14 protein-coding genes are annotated in these 14,038 nt (G+C 68.8%); 3 read left to right on the top strand and 11 right to left on the bottom strand.

Going from position 1 to position 14,038, the window contains the following annotated elements; all coding sequences use genetic code 11:
* The coding region (locus ACYP5B_RS49225; RefSeq protein WP_459574751.1) for an AAA domain-containing protein at window positions 1-2,479 on the top strand (2,479 nt) is incomplete at its 5' end.
* Window positions 2,476-3,873 carry a hypothetical protein gene (locus ACYP5B_RS49220; protein ID WP_459574749.1) on the top strand — a complete coding sequence of 466 codons (1,398 nt, stop codon included), beginning with the start codon at window positions 2,476-2,478 and terminating at the stop codon, window positions 3,871-3,873. The genes ACYP5B_RS49225 and ACYP5B_RS49220, both read left to right, overlap by 4 nt.
* Before the next feature lie 7 nt (window positions 3,874-3,880).
* On the opposite strand, the gene ACYP5B_RS49215 is transcribed toward ACYP5B_RS49220, so the two are convergent.
* Entirely contained in the window at window positions 3,881-4,510 is a 630-nt protein-coding gene (locus ACYP5B_RS49215) for a glutathione S-transferase family protein (RefSeq protein ID WP_459574747.1), read from the bottom strand.
* A 290-nt stretch (window positions 4,511-4,800) separates the two neighbouring features.
* Between ACYP5B_RS49215 and ACYP5B_RS49210 the strand changes: the two genes are divergently transcribed.
* A complete protein-coding gene (locus tag ACYP5B_RS49210; protein WP_459574746.1) occupies window positions 4,801-6,381 on the top strand; it encodes an ABC transporter substrate-binding protein in 1,581 nt (526 codons plus the stop codon).
* Between the two features lie 70 nt (window positions 6,382-6,451).
* On the opposite strand, the gene ACYP5B_RS49205 is transcribed toward ACYP5B_RS49210, so the two are convergent.
* The 10 genes from ACYP5B_RS49205 to ACYP5B_RS49160 all read right to left on the bottom strand — a co-directional run.
* Window positions 6,452-6,853 (bottom strand): GFA family protein, encoded by a 402-nt coding sequence (locus tag ACYP5B_RS49205; RefSeq protein ID WP_459574744.1) that lies wholly within the window; start codon window positions 6,851-6,853, stop codon window positions 6,452-6,454.
* Between the two features lies 1 nt (window position 6,854).
* Window positions 6,855-7,469 carry a GNAT family N-acetyltransferase gene (locus ACYP5B_RS49200; protein ID WP_459574743.1) on the bottom strand — a complete coding sequence of 205 codons (615 nt, stop codon included), beginning with the start codon at window positions 7,467-7,469 and terminating at the stop codon, window positions 6,855-6,857.
* A gap of 109 nt (window positions 7,470-7,578) precedes the next feature.
* The gene (locus ACYP5B_RS49195) at window positions 7,579-8,175 is read right to left on the bottom strand and encodes a GatB/YqeY domain-containing protein (protein WP_267605200.1); all 597 of its coding nucleotides are present in this window, start codon (window positions 8,173-8,175) and stop codon (window positions 7,579-7,581) included.
* A gap of 78 nt (window positions 8,176-8,253) precedes the next feature.
* Window positions 8,254-9,198 (bottom strand): MBL fold metallo-hydrolase, encoded by a 945-nt coding sequence (locus ACYP5B_RS49190; protein ID WP_400097464.1) that lies wholly within the window; start codon window positions 9,196-9,198, stop codon window positions 8,254-8,256.
* Window positions 9,199-9,221: 23 nt separating this feature from the next.
* A complete protein-coding gene (locus tag ACYP5B_RS49185; protein WP_318238468.1) occupies window positions 9,222-9,911 on the bottom strand; it encodes a 2-hydroxychromene-2-carboxylate isomerase in 690 nt (229 codons plus the stop codon).
* Window positions 9,912-9,944: 33 nt separating this feature from the next.
* Window positions 9,945-10,193, bottom strand: coding sequence for a DUF1289 domain-containing protein (locus ACYP5B_RS49180; protein ID WP_267605197.1), 249 nt, complete (start codon window positions 10,191-10,193; stop codon window positions 9,945-9,947).
* A 42-nt stretch (window positions 10,194-10,235) separates the two neighbouring features.
* Window positions 10,236-10,757: a YbaK/EbsC family protein gene (locus tag ACYP5B_RS49175; protein WP_400097469.1), complete on the bottom strand. Its 522-nt coding sequence runs from the start codon at window positions 10,755-10,757 to the stop codon at window positions 10,236-10,238.
* Between the two features lie 25 nt (window positions 10,758-10,782).
* Window positions 10,783-11,718 (bottom strand): hydroxymethylglutaryl-CoA lyase, encoded by a 936-nt coding sequence (locus ACYP5B_RS49170; protein WP_459574740.1) that lies wholly within the window; start codon window positions 11,716-11,718, stop codon window positions 10,783-10,785.
* A gap of 119 nt (window positions 11,719-11,837) precedes the next feature.
* Window positions 11,838-12,779, bottom strand: coding sequence for a 2-hydroxyacid dehydrogenase (locus tag ACYP5B_RS49165; protein ID WP_400097471.1), 942 nt, complete (start codon window positions 12,777-12,779; stop codon window positions 11,838-11,840).
* A gap of 96 nt (window positions 12,780-12,875) precedes the next feature.
* On the bottom strand, window positions 12,876-14,038 hold a 1,163-nt coding region (locus ACYP5B_RS49160; protein WP_459574739.1), incomplete at its 5' end, for an acyl-CoA carboxylase biotin carboxyl carrier protein subunit.

The following is a 14,038-nucleotide window of genomic DNA, read 5'->3' as shown; positions in this document are numbered from 1 at the left end:
TGGCCGCCTCAGCCCGGCGCGCTGGCTGCGCCAGCGCAAGCAACTGGCCTTGCTGCAACGCTGCAGCGGCAACGCCGCGGCCGCGGCGGATTCCAGCCGGCTGAGGGCGCTGGCCATGGCGGCGCGGCTGGAACAGCAATGGCGCGCGCCGCGCCAGGCCCTGCGCGAGATCCTGCAACACCTCTCGTTGCCCGCGCCCGCCACCGACGCCGGCCCGGCACTCCCTGCGCTATGCGCCGACGCGCAGGCCCGCCTGCACGATGCAGCGGCAATGTGCGATCGCCTCGCGCAAGCCCCTCGCGCCGAGCAGGTCGAAGCCGCGCTCGCCAGCGGACGGCGCGAGACGGTGGTCGCCTTGCTGGCCGGATTCGACGCGGCTTTCGCGCGCTGCGAAGCACGCCGCCTCAGCCACGCCGCGCTGCAGCGCCTGGCCGGCTGGTGCGAGCCGGACTGGATTGCCGCCTGCGACGAAGCCATTGCCGGCAACAAGGACAGCGCGCCTTTGACCGCGCCGCTTGCGGCGGCATTGCCCACGCTGCCGGCCTATCAGCGATTCCGCAGCCGCGCCAGCCAGCTCGGCCCTGACGAGCTAGCCGTGTTCGCCACGCTGCGCGACAAGCAGCAAGCGCTCGAAGCGATACCCACCGACACGCTCGAGGCCGAGGTGCGGCGCCTGCTCAACCGGGAGGCGCGCCTCGCCTGGAAGCGGCAGCTTGAGCTGCACCACCCGGCGCTGCAACTCGAACGCGGCGAAACCGAGGCGCGCGTGAGCGCGCTGGCCGCCGCCGACGTCGAGATGCGCCGGCTCAACCGCGCGCTGCTGGTACAAGGCATCGAGCGCAGCCGCGTGCGCCCGCTCAAGGAATGGGAGGACATCACCCGCCTCACCGGACGGCGCGCACGTAGGCTGCGCGAGTTCATCGAGCTGGGTGCGCCGCTGGGGCTCATGGCGCTGCGCCCGGTGTGGCTGATGAACCCCGACGTGGCTAGCCGCGTGCTGCCGCTCAAGGCCGGGCTATTCGACACCGTGATCTACGACGAAGCCTCGCAGATGCCCATCGAGTACGCGCTGCCAACCCTGTTCCGCGGCCGCGTCGCGGTGGTCAGCGGCGACGAGAAGCAGATGCCGCCGACCAGCTTCTTCTCCAGCCGCATCGAGAGCGACGAGGCCGAGCTGTTCGACGGCGAGGCCCCTGACGAAAACGCCGACGAGGCCGTGCAGGACGCCTTCGACGAGGAGTGGAACCGGCGCGAGATCAAGGATTGCCCCGACCTGCTGCAACTGGCCCGCACCGCCTTGCCCAGCGCGACGCTGCAGATCCACTACCGATCGGCCTACCGCGAGCTCATCGGCTTTTCCAACGCCGCGTTCTATGGCAACCGGCTCAGCGTGCCGGTGCGCCATCCGCGCACGCGCATCCTGCAGGACAAGCCCGTGGAGCTGATCCGCGTGGACGGCCTCTACCAGAACCAGACCAACCCCGCCGAAGCCGAGAAGGTGGCAGACCTGCTCGCCACGCTATGGCAGGCGCCGTTCGCCGAGCGGCCCTCGGTGGGCGTGGTCACCTTCAACCGCAAGCAGGCCGACCTGATCGAAGAAGTGCTGGAGGCACGCGCCTCGCGCGACGGTGATTTCCGCGCCGCCTACCGCGAGGAACGCGAACGCAGCGAAGGCGGCGAGGACATGGCGGTGTTCGTCAAGAACGTGGAAAACGTGCAGGGCGACGAGCGCGACATCATCGTGTTCTCCACCACCTTTGGCCGCAACGGCCAGGGAAGCTTTCGCCGCAACTTCGGCGTGCTCGGCCAGAAGGGCGGCGAGCGCCGCCTGAACGTAGCCGTCACGCGGGCGCGCCGCAAGGTGGTGATGGTGACCTCGATGCCCATCTCCGATATCTCCGACATGCTGTCCACGCGCCGCGCGCCGGCCATCCCGCGCGACTTCCTGCAAAGCTATCTTGAGTACGCCCGCACGCTGTCCGCCGGCGAATTCCCCGCCTGCGAAGGCCTGCTCGGCAGGCTCCACGGCGAACGGGCGGAAGGCCCGCGCAGCGCCGGCAGCGAAGTCGACGATGCGCCCCAGGACGGTTTCAAGGCCGCGGTAGCCAGCTATGTCCGCAGCCTCGGATGGCAGCTCGCGCCGGCCAGCGAAGGCGACGCCTTCGGGCTGGACTATGCCATCGAGGACCCGCGCACCGGCCTGTATGCCCTGGGCATCGAATGCGATGCGCCGCGCCACGCGCTGCTGGCCCGCGCCCGTGCCCGCGAGATCTGGCGCCCTTCCGTACTAGCGCGCGCCATCGCGCGGGTGCACCGCGTTTCCTCGCACGGCTGGTACCACGACGGCGAGAGCGAGCGTGCGCGCCTGAAGGCAGCGATCGAAGCCGCCACGCGCCCGGCGGCGCAGCTGGACGAGGCGCCGGGCGAACCCGCCACGCATGCCGCCGCCGAAGCGGCATCGACAGGAGCCACGCCATGAGCGGCCCCAAGGTAGTCCGGGTGGTCACCCGGGAAGAGCGCATCGCACGCGGGCGCGACCAGCTCGCGCAACTCGACCACGCCATGGCCAACTGGAGCCGCGAAGGACAGCGCCTGGGACAGCTCGACCAAGCCACGCTGGTGGCCACGCGCGAGCGCCGCGCCGGCCTGCAGGCGCTGCTGGAAGCCGATCGGTTCGAGGCGCTGCAGCGCGGCGCCGCGGCTGAGCTTGCCTTCCTGCAGGGCGATCTCGAGGCATGCCGGCAGCGCGCCGCGGAGCACGCCGGACAGGCCCGCCAGCAGCAGCGGCAGTTGATGCAGAACGCCGCCACATTGCGCCGCGCGCATCAGCAGCGGGATCCGCAGCGGGCTTTGCCAGCGGATTTGCTGACGGCGCTGCAGGCCATCGAAGACGGCACCCTGCATGGCCCGCAAGCGCAGGCTGCGCTTGCACGCGGCTTCACCCTGATGGCGCCACCGGAAGAGCGAGCCGCGCTGAGCGATGCGCAGCGCGCGCTCGCCAGCGCCCTGTCGGCTGGCGTGCCCACCGAAACGCTGTCGCAATGGCAGGCGCGCCAGCCAGGCGCCACCGATGCGCGCCTGCGCCAGATCGATCATCACATCGGCATGCTGGAAGCACTGGACGACCACGACGCCGCCGCCAGCTTCGCCGCGCGCGCAGCCAACGCCCAGGCGGAGACGGCATCGGCGCGGCGCAGCATGTTGCTGGACAGCCTGTTGCTGGATCTTGCCGCGGCTGCGCGGGAGCGACAGGTGCGTGCCGGATGGCTGCTGCGCCTGGATGCGCTGGCGGCGCGCCTGGACAGCCTTGGCACGTTGGGATCCGGCACCCTGGACCACGACGCTCTCGCACTGCGCAAAGTCATCGACATTGCGCGCCAGGCGGCGGACGCCGCCACCATCGGCGTGCAATGCGAGCACGGCGAAGCGATGCTCGAAACCCTGCTCCAGCGGCAGGCCGCGCTCGCCCGCCGCGAGGCCGTGCTGGGAGGCCTGGCCAGCCTTGGCTACGAGGTGCGCGAAGGCATGGCTACCGCATGGGCCGAGCAAGGCAAGGTGGCGCTGCGCAAGACGGCCACGCCGGGCTATGGCGTGGAACTCGGTGGCGCCGGCGACAGCGCGCGGCTGCAAATGCGCGCCGTGGCCTTCTCCGAGGCACGCGACACCAGCCGCGACCGCGATATCGAGATCATCTGGTGTGGCGAATTCACGCGTTTGCAGGCACTGGCGGCGCAGCGTGGCGCAGGCATCGAGATCGAGCGCGCGCTGCCGGTAGGCGCCGCGCCATTGCGGGTCGCGACGCTGGAGAACGAGCCCGCGCAGGCTGCCGCCGCGACGGCTGCGCCGCTGCAGCGCACGCTGCCACGCGCGTAGCTCCCCATCAGGGAATGCCGTTGCGGCCGTGGCGCACGAAACCCTCCCGGCCGCCAAGCCGCTCGAAATAGGCGGCTACCGCGGGATAGTCCGGATGCGCCAGCGGCGTGGCGTACCAGCGGTTCACCGACAGGCCGATCGGGATATCCGCCAGCGTGAAGCGATCGCCAGCCACATAGCCACCGGTACCTGACAGTTGCCGCTCCAGGATGCCGATATGCCGAGACCAGTTGCCGATGGACGCAGCGAGCGCCGCGGCATCCTGATGCAAAGGCGATTGCCTGACCAGCGCCATGAACGCGTAGCGCCACGCATTGTTCAGCTCCGTCGCCTGCCAGTCCATCCATTGCTCCACCCGTGCGCGCTGCTGCGCGGCAGCCGGGTAGATGGCGCCATCGCCATCGCCATAGCGCGACGCCAGGTAGCGGATGATGGTGTTCGACTCCCAAAGCACAAAGCCGTCGTCGTCGAGCACCGGCACCATCGCGTTCGGATTCAGCGCGAGGAATTCCGCCGTATCGGTAGCGCGGTAGCTGGAGCCCCAGTCCTCGCGCACGAACGGCAAGCCGAGTTCGTCGCAGCACCAGAGCACCTTGCGGACGTTGATGGAGGAGGCCTTTCCAAGGATCTTCAGCATGGGCGGGGAGGCGCGCGTGGCGCAAAGAGAATGGCTTCCAATATAAAGCCGGGCTGTCAGGCCGCACAGGCACAGTTGCGCCGGTTTGCGGCCTGACAGTTGACAGTTGACAGTTGACAGTCGGAAGTTTGTGCCGCGCGGCAGGGCAAACACCCCGCAAAACCGCACGCCCGCTGTGCACGGCCGCCTCGCCCCGGTGCATCCGGCGCTGCGGGTCTGCCCGCCTTGACATGGATGTCTGCATCTCCTGACAATGCCTGCACCGCATCTTGCCTACCGGGGACCCATCGATGACGATCATCCGCCGCGCCCTTGGCGCCGCAGCACTTGCCACAAGCTTAGCCTGCGCCGCACTCTCCACGACCGCTGTTGCCGCCGGCCTCACCATCGGCATGTCCGGGGACATCACCTCGCTGGACCCGCACTATCACAACGTCACGCCCAACGCGAACGTGGCCGAGCATATGTTCGAGGCCCTGATCGCCAAGGACGAGAAGATGCGCTTCAAGCCCGCGCTGGCGCTCTCGTGGAAGCCGGTCGACGACACCACCTGGGAAATCAAGCTGCGCCCCGGCGTGAAGTTCCACGACGGCAGCGAGTTCACCTCGGCGGACGTGGTCTATTCGCTGAACCGCCCCGCCACGGTCAAGAACAGCCCGTCGCCGTACACCATCTACACCAAGGGCTTCAAGGACATCACCGCGGTCGACAAGCTGACCGTGCGTATCACCACCAACGGCCCTTACCCGCTGGTGCCCAATGACCTCTCCACCATCTACATGCTGTCGAAGAAGGTCGCGGAGAACGCCAGCGGCGACGACTTCAACAGCGGCCGCGCCATGGTCGGCACCGGCCCGTACAAGTTCGTCAGCTTCCGCAAGGGCGACCGCATCGAGCTGACCCGCAACGACGGCTACTGGGGCAACAAGCCCGAGTGGGACACCGTGTCGCTGCGCATCCTCACCAACGACGCGCCGCGCGTGGCGGCGCTGCTCGCCGGCGACGTGCAGGTCATCGAGAACGTGCCCACCTCGGATATCCGCAAGCTCTCAAGCGATCCCGCCGTGAGCGTGTTCAAGGTGCCGACCTTCCGCATGATGTACCTGCACCTGGACACCAACCGCGACGTCACGCCCTTCGTCACCGACAAGGCCGGCAAGCCCGTCGCCAAGAATCCGCTCAAGGACCCACGCGTGCGCGCCGCCATCTCGCACGCCATCTCGCGCCAGGCCATCGTCGACCGCGTGATGGAAGGCGCCGCCGAGCCCACCGGGCAGCTCGTCAACTCCACGCTGTTCGGCCATGTGCCGGGCCTCAAGCCCGACACCTTCGACGCCGCCGGCGCCAAGAAGCTGCTGGCCGACGCCGGCTACCCCGACGGCTTCGCGCTCACGCTGCACGCGCCCAACAACCGCTACGTCAACGACGAACAAGTCGCGCAGGCGATTGCCTCCATGCTCGCGCGCATCGGCATCCAGACCCGGGTCGAAGCGATGCCGTCCGCCACCTTCTTCACGCGCGCCAACAAGCTGGAGTTCTCCTTCATGCTGGCCGGCTGGGGCGCGGACACGGGCGAGGCCGGCTCGTCGCTGAAGTCGCTCCTGGCAACCTACGATCCGGCCAAGGGCTGGGGCTCATCCAATCGCGGCCGCTACAGCAATCCTGCGCTGGATGCCAAGCTGGCCACGGCGCTGACCACGATCGACGATCGCGCGCGCGAGAAACTGCTGCAGGAAGCGACCGAGATCGGGATCAAGGATTACGGCGTGATCCCGCTGTATTACCAGATCAACGTGTGGGCGGCGAAGAAGGGGTACAAGGTGGTGCCGCGCCAGGACGAGAGGACTTATGCGTTTGCGATCACCAAGTAGTCATCTGGATCTATCGAATGCCGCTGCAGCCATGCAGCGGCATTTAGCGGGGCGCCACTGAATCCCGGCTCTACCCCGCCAGAGAGGGAACTTCCGGATGCCCAACCACGCCCTCGCCATACGCCGCCCATGGCACTTCATGCGAGCGCCAGATATGGATCTCCGGGCTGCGCCCGGGATCCTCGTCCAACGTAGCCACCCGCAGAATCACTGAAGGCTGCCCTGCGCGCTGCGCCACGAGATGCGTCCCACACTGGCTGCAGAACAAGCGATCCTTGTCGGGCGATGAAGCGAACGCGCGCAGGTGTTGCTCGCCCTTGAGCCAGCGAAAGTGTTCGTGCAACACACGCGCCGTGGCGGGAAACGCCGCGCCGTGCGCCTTGCGGCAAGTCCGGCAGGAGCAATTGACGATCGGCCCGTCGAGCTGGTCGATCTCGTATGCAATGGCCTGGCACAGGCAGCTTCCCCTCATCTCACCTCCCCTTGTCTTTGTCCTTATCCTTATCCTTATCCTTATCCTTGCCCGCATCCCTGGCAGGCCCGGCATTGCCGTACCATGGCGGCACCAGCGAATACATCGCCGCCGAGCACGGGACGCCGTGCAGCACCAGCCGGTTGCGCGCGATGCATTCGAACTGCGCGCCGATCTTCTCCGCAACAGCGCGGCTGACCATGTTGTGCTCGGCCGCCACCACTTCCAGGCGCGTCAGCCCGAGGCGATGAAAGGCATAGCACGCCATCAGCTCGGCCGCGCGCGCGCCCAGTCCCTGCCGCTGCCGGCTCTGGCGGATCCAGTAGCCGAGGTTGCCGAAGTTGTAGTCGCGGTTGATCTGGTTAATGGAAACGCCGCCATACAGCTCCCTGCCGTCCGGGGCGAACACGCCGATGTCGTAGGCCTCGCCAATGGCCATGCTCTCCGTGCACATGTCGACCCAGTTCTCGGCGTCGCGCACGCTATAGCCCGCACGACACCACGGCAGCCACTTGCCCACGGTCTCGAGCGATTCGTGCACGGCGGCCACGAACTGGGGCACGTCGGGATAGCGAAAGGGGCGAAGGAGGAAGCCTTGGCCGTGAAGGGCTTGCATGGTGCGTCCTTGGGACTCGGTCAGCGCAGGAACTTGCCGGCACGGGCATCGTGTGGCGCGACACGCCCGGCCTGCACGCCAGTGTAGCGAGTGTAGTGGCCGCGCAGCCTCATCTCGGCCTCATGGCTTCGCCAATCAGCAGCCTGGCCCGCACGCGCGCATGCAGCAGCGCCATGTCGGCATGACGCAGGCTCGGGTGGCGGCTTAGCGCGGCCATCACCTTGCCGGATTGCTGGATCGAGCCAACGCCGGCCTCGGCGGCGGCGCGGTCGATCAGCACGTCGATCTCCATCTCGGACAAAGGGCGGGCGATGCGGGCGGCCAGGCTCAGTGCCGTGTCGTCGAAGCGGGCGCCGTCGTCGAAATGAATGCGACCCTCGATCCTCACAGGCAGGCCGTACTGGTCGAGCTTGCCGAAGCGCAACTCGCGGATGTCGACCGCGTGGTGGCGGCCGTCGAAGTAGAGCGTGCCGTCGATGTAGCCGGGCTCCGGGTTGAGCGGGAACACGAGGCGCTTGCCGGCCAGTTGTTCAAGGCTGAAGGTAGGCAGGCTCATGCCATCGAGCCGGATCGCCGTGCGCACCGGCGCGCCGCCGAGGACGAACGGCGCCAGCTCGATCTCGAGATCGGCGCCGTGCGCGTGAATGGTGGAGGCAGAGAGATGCGCGACCAGGGGGTGAAGCAGTGCGACGGGAAAGGCAGGCATGGACGGTTTCCTCGCAAAGGGTCAGGGTCGGGGACAGGCTCCACGGCATGGTGGCGCCCGCGTTACCGGTGTTACCGCTCAATCCCGGTTGTACACCTCGCCGCCTTCCAGCGCCAGCGCGCCGGCGGCTGCCAGCGACGCCAGGACCCGGTCGAGGATGGCCGCCATGTCCTGCGCGGGCATGAAGCGCGCGTGGATGCGCTGCATCAGCGGCGCCTGCGCCATCCACGCCAGCAGCGCGTCGCGTGGCATGCGCTGCTGCTCCAGCAGCTTGAATTTCACCAGCACCTTGATGGCATGCGTGGCGTTGCGCCCGGCATCGGCGCTGAGGTAGGCCAGGCGCCCGCCGGCGACGTCGAGCGCGGCCGCCACGTTGGTGAACGGCCGCCCGTGGCCGGGAATCACCACGCGCACATCCAGCGTGGCGATGCGCGCCAGCACGGCCGCCTGCTCGGCGAAGCCGCTCTCGCCTTCGAGTTCCGGGAAGATCACGCCGAAGCCGTTCTCCCACAGCGCATCGCCCGAGATCAGGATGCCTTCCTGCGGGGCGAACAGCATCACGGCATGGGGATCGTGGCCGGGCGCGCCGACTACCTGCCACTCGATCCCGCCCAGGCGCAAGGTATCGCCGTCCTGCACCACGTCGTCGAAGGTGAAGCGGTCGCACTGCTGGCCGGTGGCGCGGTAGCTGAGGGCGTCCACGTCCCACGCGCGCACCGCCTCGGCCTGCGCGGCGGGGATCAGCGTGCGCGGCTGCCAGCGGCGCTGCAGCGTGGCGTTTCCGCCGCAGTGGTCGGAGTGCAGGTGCGTGTTGACCAGGCGCCGCAGCACCCGGCCGCCGAGGCCGGCCTCGACCAGGGCCAGCGTCTGTGGCGCATGCGTGACGTAGCCGGAGTCGACCAGCGCGGTGTCATCGCCGTCGGCAAACAGGATGTTGTTGGCGGATAGCCAGCCGCGCTCGAATACGCGCATGGTGCCAGGCAGGGTGGGAGGCAGGGTGGAAGACGTGAAGGTAGTTGGCATCGGGGTGTCGGCAAATCAGCTGATCAGCGGCCGGCGGCCGCTGGGTTGCCCGCTGGCGCGTCGGCACGCCCCGCGCCAACCGGCAACGCGGCGGCGGCACGGAATGCCTCGGAGGCAAAGAAGGGATCCTGGCCAAGCCGCGCGGCGAGCATGTCAAGCGCATCCAGGCCCCAGAACAACTGCCCCTCGGCATCCTCCTGCAGCGCAGCGGTAGGTACGCCGAACACGCCGCGCGCCAGCGCTTCGTCCCCGTTCTCCCGCAGGCGCGCCTTGACCGCATCCTGTGCCAGCGCAGCGGTAGGTACGCCCAGCGCGCCGCACAGGGCATCGAATTCGGCCTGTTGCTGGGGCACGTGGCCTTGCTGCCAGACGAAGCGGAAAATGGGCGCCAGCGTGGCATGCGAGAGCCGGCCTTCGAGCTCCAGCGCTACCGCCAGGCGCAACAGGGGCAGCGGATTGAACGGGTGCACGGCGGGCATGGCGAGCGGCGTGCCGTCGCGGTGCGCGATCCAGGCAACGTGCTCGAAGGTAAAGCGGCGCTTGGGTGCGATCTCGGCCGGGCCGACATTGCCCCAATGGCGCAGCAGCCCGGCAAACAGCAGCGGCACGTAGCGCACCGTCACATCGGCTGGCAACGCCCGGGGCAAGCGCTCGAATGCCAGGTAGGCGAACGGCGAGATCGGGTCGAAGTACCAGTCGATGGCGGTGGTCATGGCCGGGTCACGCTGTGTTGTGGGTGGGATGCATCATGGCGCTGTCCTTGCGGCAAGCGCCGCGGCGCGCTGCGGCAGCAGCAGCCAGATCCTGCGCCGCCCGGCCTCGTCGCTGCCGGACCACGCGGCGATCTCGTCGATCGTGCGCAGGCAGCCTTCGCACAAGCCGCTCGCGGCGTCCATGCGGCACACATTGCGGCACGGCGACGGCACGGGCTGCGCGCGCTGGGCGGCTTGCGCGCCGCGCGCGAGCTCGGCGGCGAGGCGGGTGGCTTGCGACATCGCCTCAGCCCTCGCCCTTGATGCCGGGTGCAAGCAGCGGCTTCATGCGCAATGGCGCTGCGCCACGTCGGCCACCTCGGCTCCGGTCATGCGCTGCAGCTCTTGGGGCGTGAGGTTGAACACGGCGTGCGGATGGCCGGCGGCGGCCCACAGGCTGTCGTAGCGGAACAGGTCGCTGTCGAGCAGCATCACGGGCGCCACCGCGTGGCCGATTGGGCAGACGCCGCCAATGGCGTAGCCCGTCTTCTCGCGCACGAACCTGGCGTCGGCCTTGCCGAGCGGACCCACCACGGCGGCTACCTTGGCTTCGTCGACGCGGTTGCTGCCGCTGGCGATCACCAGCACCGGCGCGTCGTCGGCCACGCGGCGAAAGATGATGGACTTGGCGATCTCGGCCACCGAGCAGCCGAGGCCGGCCGCGGCCTCGGCCGAGGTCTTGCCGGTGGCGGGCAGCATGACCACGGGCTTGTCGTGGCCAAGGCCGGCCAGCAGGCCGGCCACGCGCTGCGCCGCTTCGGGCAACGCGGCAGTGTCGTTAGCGTTGTCGGGAGAGTGAGTGTTCATGTCGATAGGGTTCGGATGGAAGGCCTTATACGCAGGCAGGCGCAGCGTCGGCAGCGGCGCCCCACTTCGTCAGCAGCGCGCGTCCCACGCGCGAGCTGTTGGCGCGGCCGATCGATTGCGAGATGAAGTCGCCCGCGCGCACTACCTGCTCCAGGTCCACGCCGGTGTGGATGCCCATGCCGTGCAGCATGTACAGCACGTCTTCGGTGGCCACGTTGCCGGTGGCGCCCTTGGCATAAGGACAGCCGCCGAGGCCGGCCACCGAGGCGTGGAAGATCGAGATGCCGACCTGCAGGCTTGCCAGGATATTGGACAGCGCCTGCCCGTAGGTGTCGTGGAAATGGCCGGAGAGCCGGTCGATGGGGAATTCGGCGGCAACCGCGTGCATCACCTCCTGCACCCGGCCAGGTGTGCCCACGCCGATGGTGTCGGCGATGTCGATCTCGTCGCAGCCGAGATCGCGCATGCGGCGCACCACGTCCACCACGGCGTGCACCGGCACCTCGCCCTGGTAGGGGCAGCCCAGCGCGCAGGAGATGCTGGCACGCAGGCGCAGGCCTTTTTCCTTGGCGGCGGCGGCCACGGGCGCAAAGCGCTCGATGGACTCGGCGATGGAGCAGTTGATGTTCTTTTGCGAGAACGCCTCGCTGGCGGCTCCGAAGATCACGACCTCGTCGGCGCTGGCCGCCACCGCGCCTTCGAAGCCCTTCATATTGGGCGTGAGCACCGAGTACAGCGTGCCCGGCCGGCGCTGGATGCGCGCCATCACGTCGGCGCCGTCAGCCATCTGCGGCACCCATTTGGGCGAGACGAACGATGCGGCTTCGATATTGACGAAGCCGGCGTCGCTGAGGCGGTTGATGAGGTCGACCTTGACCTCGGTGGGCACCAAGGCCTTCTCGTTTTGCAGGCCGTCGCGCGGGCCGACTTCTACGACTTTCACATAGTTGGGCAGGGTCACGATGTCTCCTCGCTGTCTGGTTGCGGCGCACGCGCTTTGCCGCGCGCGCCATTTAACTAATGTACGGACATTGGGCCCGGGCACCCGGCGCAAACGCTCCGCCCCGGCACCCGGCTTGCTCAATAGCCGCGCTGCAGGTCGACCACGCCGGCGATCGGCTGGCCCGCGCCCAGCGCGCGGATCTTGGCCGCGATCTGGGCGACGCTGTCTTCGCGCAGCGTCAGTGCCGCGATATGCGGCGTGATGGTGATGCGCGGCTCGGCCCAGAAGGGATGCTCGGCGGGCAGCGGCTCGGTACGGAACACGTCGAGCGTGGCGCCGGCGATCTGGCCCGACTGCACGGCGGCCAGCAGGTCTTCCTCGACCAGGTGCGGGCCGCGCGCCACGTTGACCAGGTACGCGCCCTTGGCAAGCTTGCCGAGCAGGCCGGCATCGAGGATGTTCTCGGTCTCCGGCGTGAGCGGCAGCACATTGACCAGCACGCGCAGGCCATCCAGGAACGGCGCCTGGCCGGCCTCGCCGGCAAAGCCCCGCACGCCTTCGATATCGCGCGCCGTGCGGCTCCAGCCGCGCACCGGGAAGCCGAAGCCGGCCAGCGCCTGCGCGATCTGCGCGCCGAGCGTGCCCACGCCCATCACGCCCACCGTGAAATCGGCGCGGCGATGCGGCTTGAGAAAGCGCCAGGTGCCGGCCTGCTGGGCCAGCGCGTATTCGTCCAGGCGGCGGAAGTAGCGCAGTACCGCGTGCGTCACGTAGTCGATCATCTGCGCGGCCATGCCGGCATCGTCCAGGCGCACGATGGGCACGCCGGCCGGCAACGCATCCGGGGCGGTGTCGCGCAGGCTCAGGATGCCGTCCACGCCGGCGCCCAGGTTGAACACGGCTTTCAGGTCGGTGCGAGCGCGCAGCATCTCGAGCGGCGGGCGCCACACCACGGCGTAGTCGACCTGCTCGTTCTTGCTGTCTTCCCAGGTCAGGCATTGCGCCTCGGGCAGGGCTTCGTTAAAGCCGTCGATCCAGGGCTGGTAACGGCCATCCGGTACATACAACTGCAACTTCATCTCATCTCCACTCTGGTCTTCTTTCTCTTCCATTTTCGCAGAGGATGGGCATGGCCTGCGGTTTTCTTGCTGCAGGCGCACACCAAGGGTGGCAGCTCAGCCGTTTCCGGCTTCGAAGGACAGCAACTGAGCGCCTTCGCCAACCTGCTCGCCCACACCGTACAGCACCTCGCCCACCACGCCGTCGGCCGGCGCGCTGATGGTGTGCTCCATCTTCATGGCCTCCATCACCAGCAGCGGCGCGCCTCGCGCGACCCGGCTGCCGGCCTGGACCATCACCGCGATGACCTTGCCGGGCATGGGCGCGGTGAGCTTGCCGCCCTCGCCTTCGCCCTCGGCGGCATGCGCGAGCGGGTCGATCCAGGTGAGGGCCACATGGCGATGGCCGCTGAACACATGGAAGGTATCACCTTCCGCATGGACCTGCCCACGGGCGCGCCGCGTGCCGAGATCGACACGAATGTCGTCCGCCGCGCACTGCGCCCGGAACGGCGCGGCCTGGTCGGCGAAGAACAGCGTGCTGCCGCGCGCATCGGTGGCGAGCGTCACATCAGCGAAATGGCTGCCCGCCGCGCCGGCTACGGAAAAACGCAGGGCGCGCCGCTCCCCGCCATTCAACCGCCATGCGCCCGCATGTTGCCAGGGCGAATGCGCGTCGGCCGGATCGACGCGGCGCGCGCGGGCTTGCGCATCCAGCAGCGCCGCCACCGCCAGGGCGATCACCTCCATGCCTACCGGCGCGGGCGGGGGAAACAGCGTCGCCTGGTTGCGCTCGATCAGCCCGGTGTCGAGATCCGCGGTGCGGAACGCTTGCGAGGTCACCAGCCGCCGCAGGAAGGCGACGTTGGTCGACGGGCCCACCACGTGATACTCGGCCAGCGCCTGCGCCATGCGCGCCAGCGCTTCGTCCCGGTCGCGGCCCCACACGATCAGCTTGGCGATCATGGGGTCGTAGTACGGGCTGATGGTGTCGCCTTCGCGCACGCCGGAGTCGATGCGCACGCCCGCCGGGCCGCTGCCGTCCTGGCCCAGCGTGAACGTCACCGCCGCCGGCGTGCGCAGGTAGCGCAGCGTGCCGGTGGAGGGCAGGAACTGCTTGTCGGGGTTCTCGGCGTAGACGCGGGCTTCCAGCGCGTGGCCGTGGATGTGAAGCTGATCTTGCTTGAGCGGCAACGGTTCGCCGGAAGCCACGCGGAGCTGCCATTCGACCAGGTCCTGCCCGGTGATCATCTCGGTGACGGGATGCTCCACCTGCAGGC

Source organism: Cupriavidus sp. 8B, assembly GCF_054589115.1.
The sequence above is the reverse complement of the archived record's forward strand: the minus strand, read 5'-3'. Positions and strand labels throughout refer to the sequence as shown.

Coding starts and splice junctions, on each gene's coding strand:
- ACYP5B_RS49220 (WP_459574749.1), top strand. CDS start 2,476: ATGAGCGGCCCCAAGGTAGTCCGGGTGGTCACCCGGGAAGAGCGCATC.
- ACYP5B_RS49205 (WP_459574744.1), bottom strand. CDS start 6,853: ATGAGGGGAAGCTGCCTGTGCCAGGCCATTGCATACGAGATCGACCAG.
- ACYP5B_RS49180 (WP_267605197.1), bottom strand. CDS start 10,193: ATGTCGCAAGCCACCCGCCTCGCCGCCGAGCTCGCGCGCGGCGCGCAA.
- ACYP5B_RS49200 (WP_459574743.1), bottom strand. CDS start 7,469: ATGCAAGCCCTTCACGGCCAAGGCTTCCTCCTTCGCCCCTTTCGCTAT.
- ACYP5B_RS49175 (WP_400097469.1), bottom strand. CDS start 10,757: ATGAACACTCACTCTCCCGACAACGCTAACGACACTGCCGCGTTGCCC.
- ACYP5B_RS49190 (WP_400097464.1), bottom strand. CDS start 9,198: ATGCCAACTACCTTCACGTCTTCCACCCTGCCTCCCACCCTGCCTGGC.
- ACYP5B_RS49195 (WP_267605200.1), bottom strand. CDS start 8,175: ATGCCTGCCTTTCCCGTCGCACTGCTTCACCCCCTGGTCGCGCATCTC.
- ACYP5B_RS49165 (WP_400097471.1), bottom strand. CDS start 12,779: ATGAAGTTGCAGTTGTATGTACCGGATGGCCGTTACCAGCCCTGGATC.
- ACYP5B_RS49210 (WP_459574746.1), top strand. CDS start 4,801: ATGACGATCATCCGCCGCGCCCTTGGCGCCGCAGCACTTGCCACAAGC.
- ACYP5B_RS49215 (WP_459574747.1), bottom strand. CDS start 4,510: ATGCTGAAGATCCTTGGAAAGGCCTCCTCCATCAACGTCCGCAAGGTG.
- ACYP5B_RS49185 (WP_318238468.1), bottom strand. CDS start 9,911: ATGACCACCGCCATCGACTGGTACTTCGACCCGATCTCGCCGTTCGCC.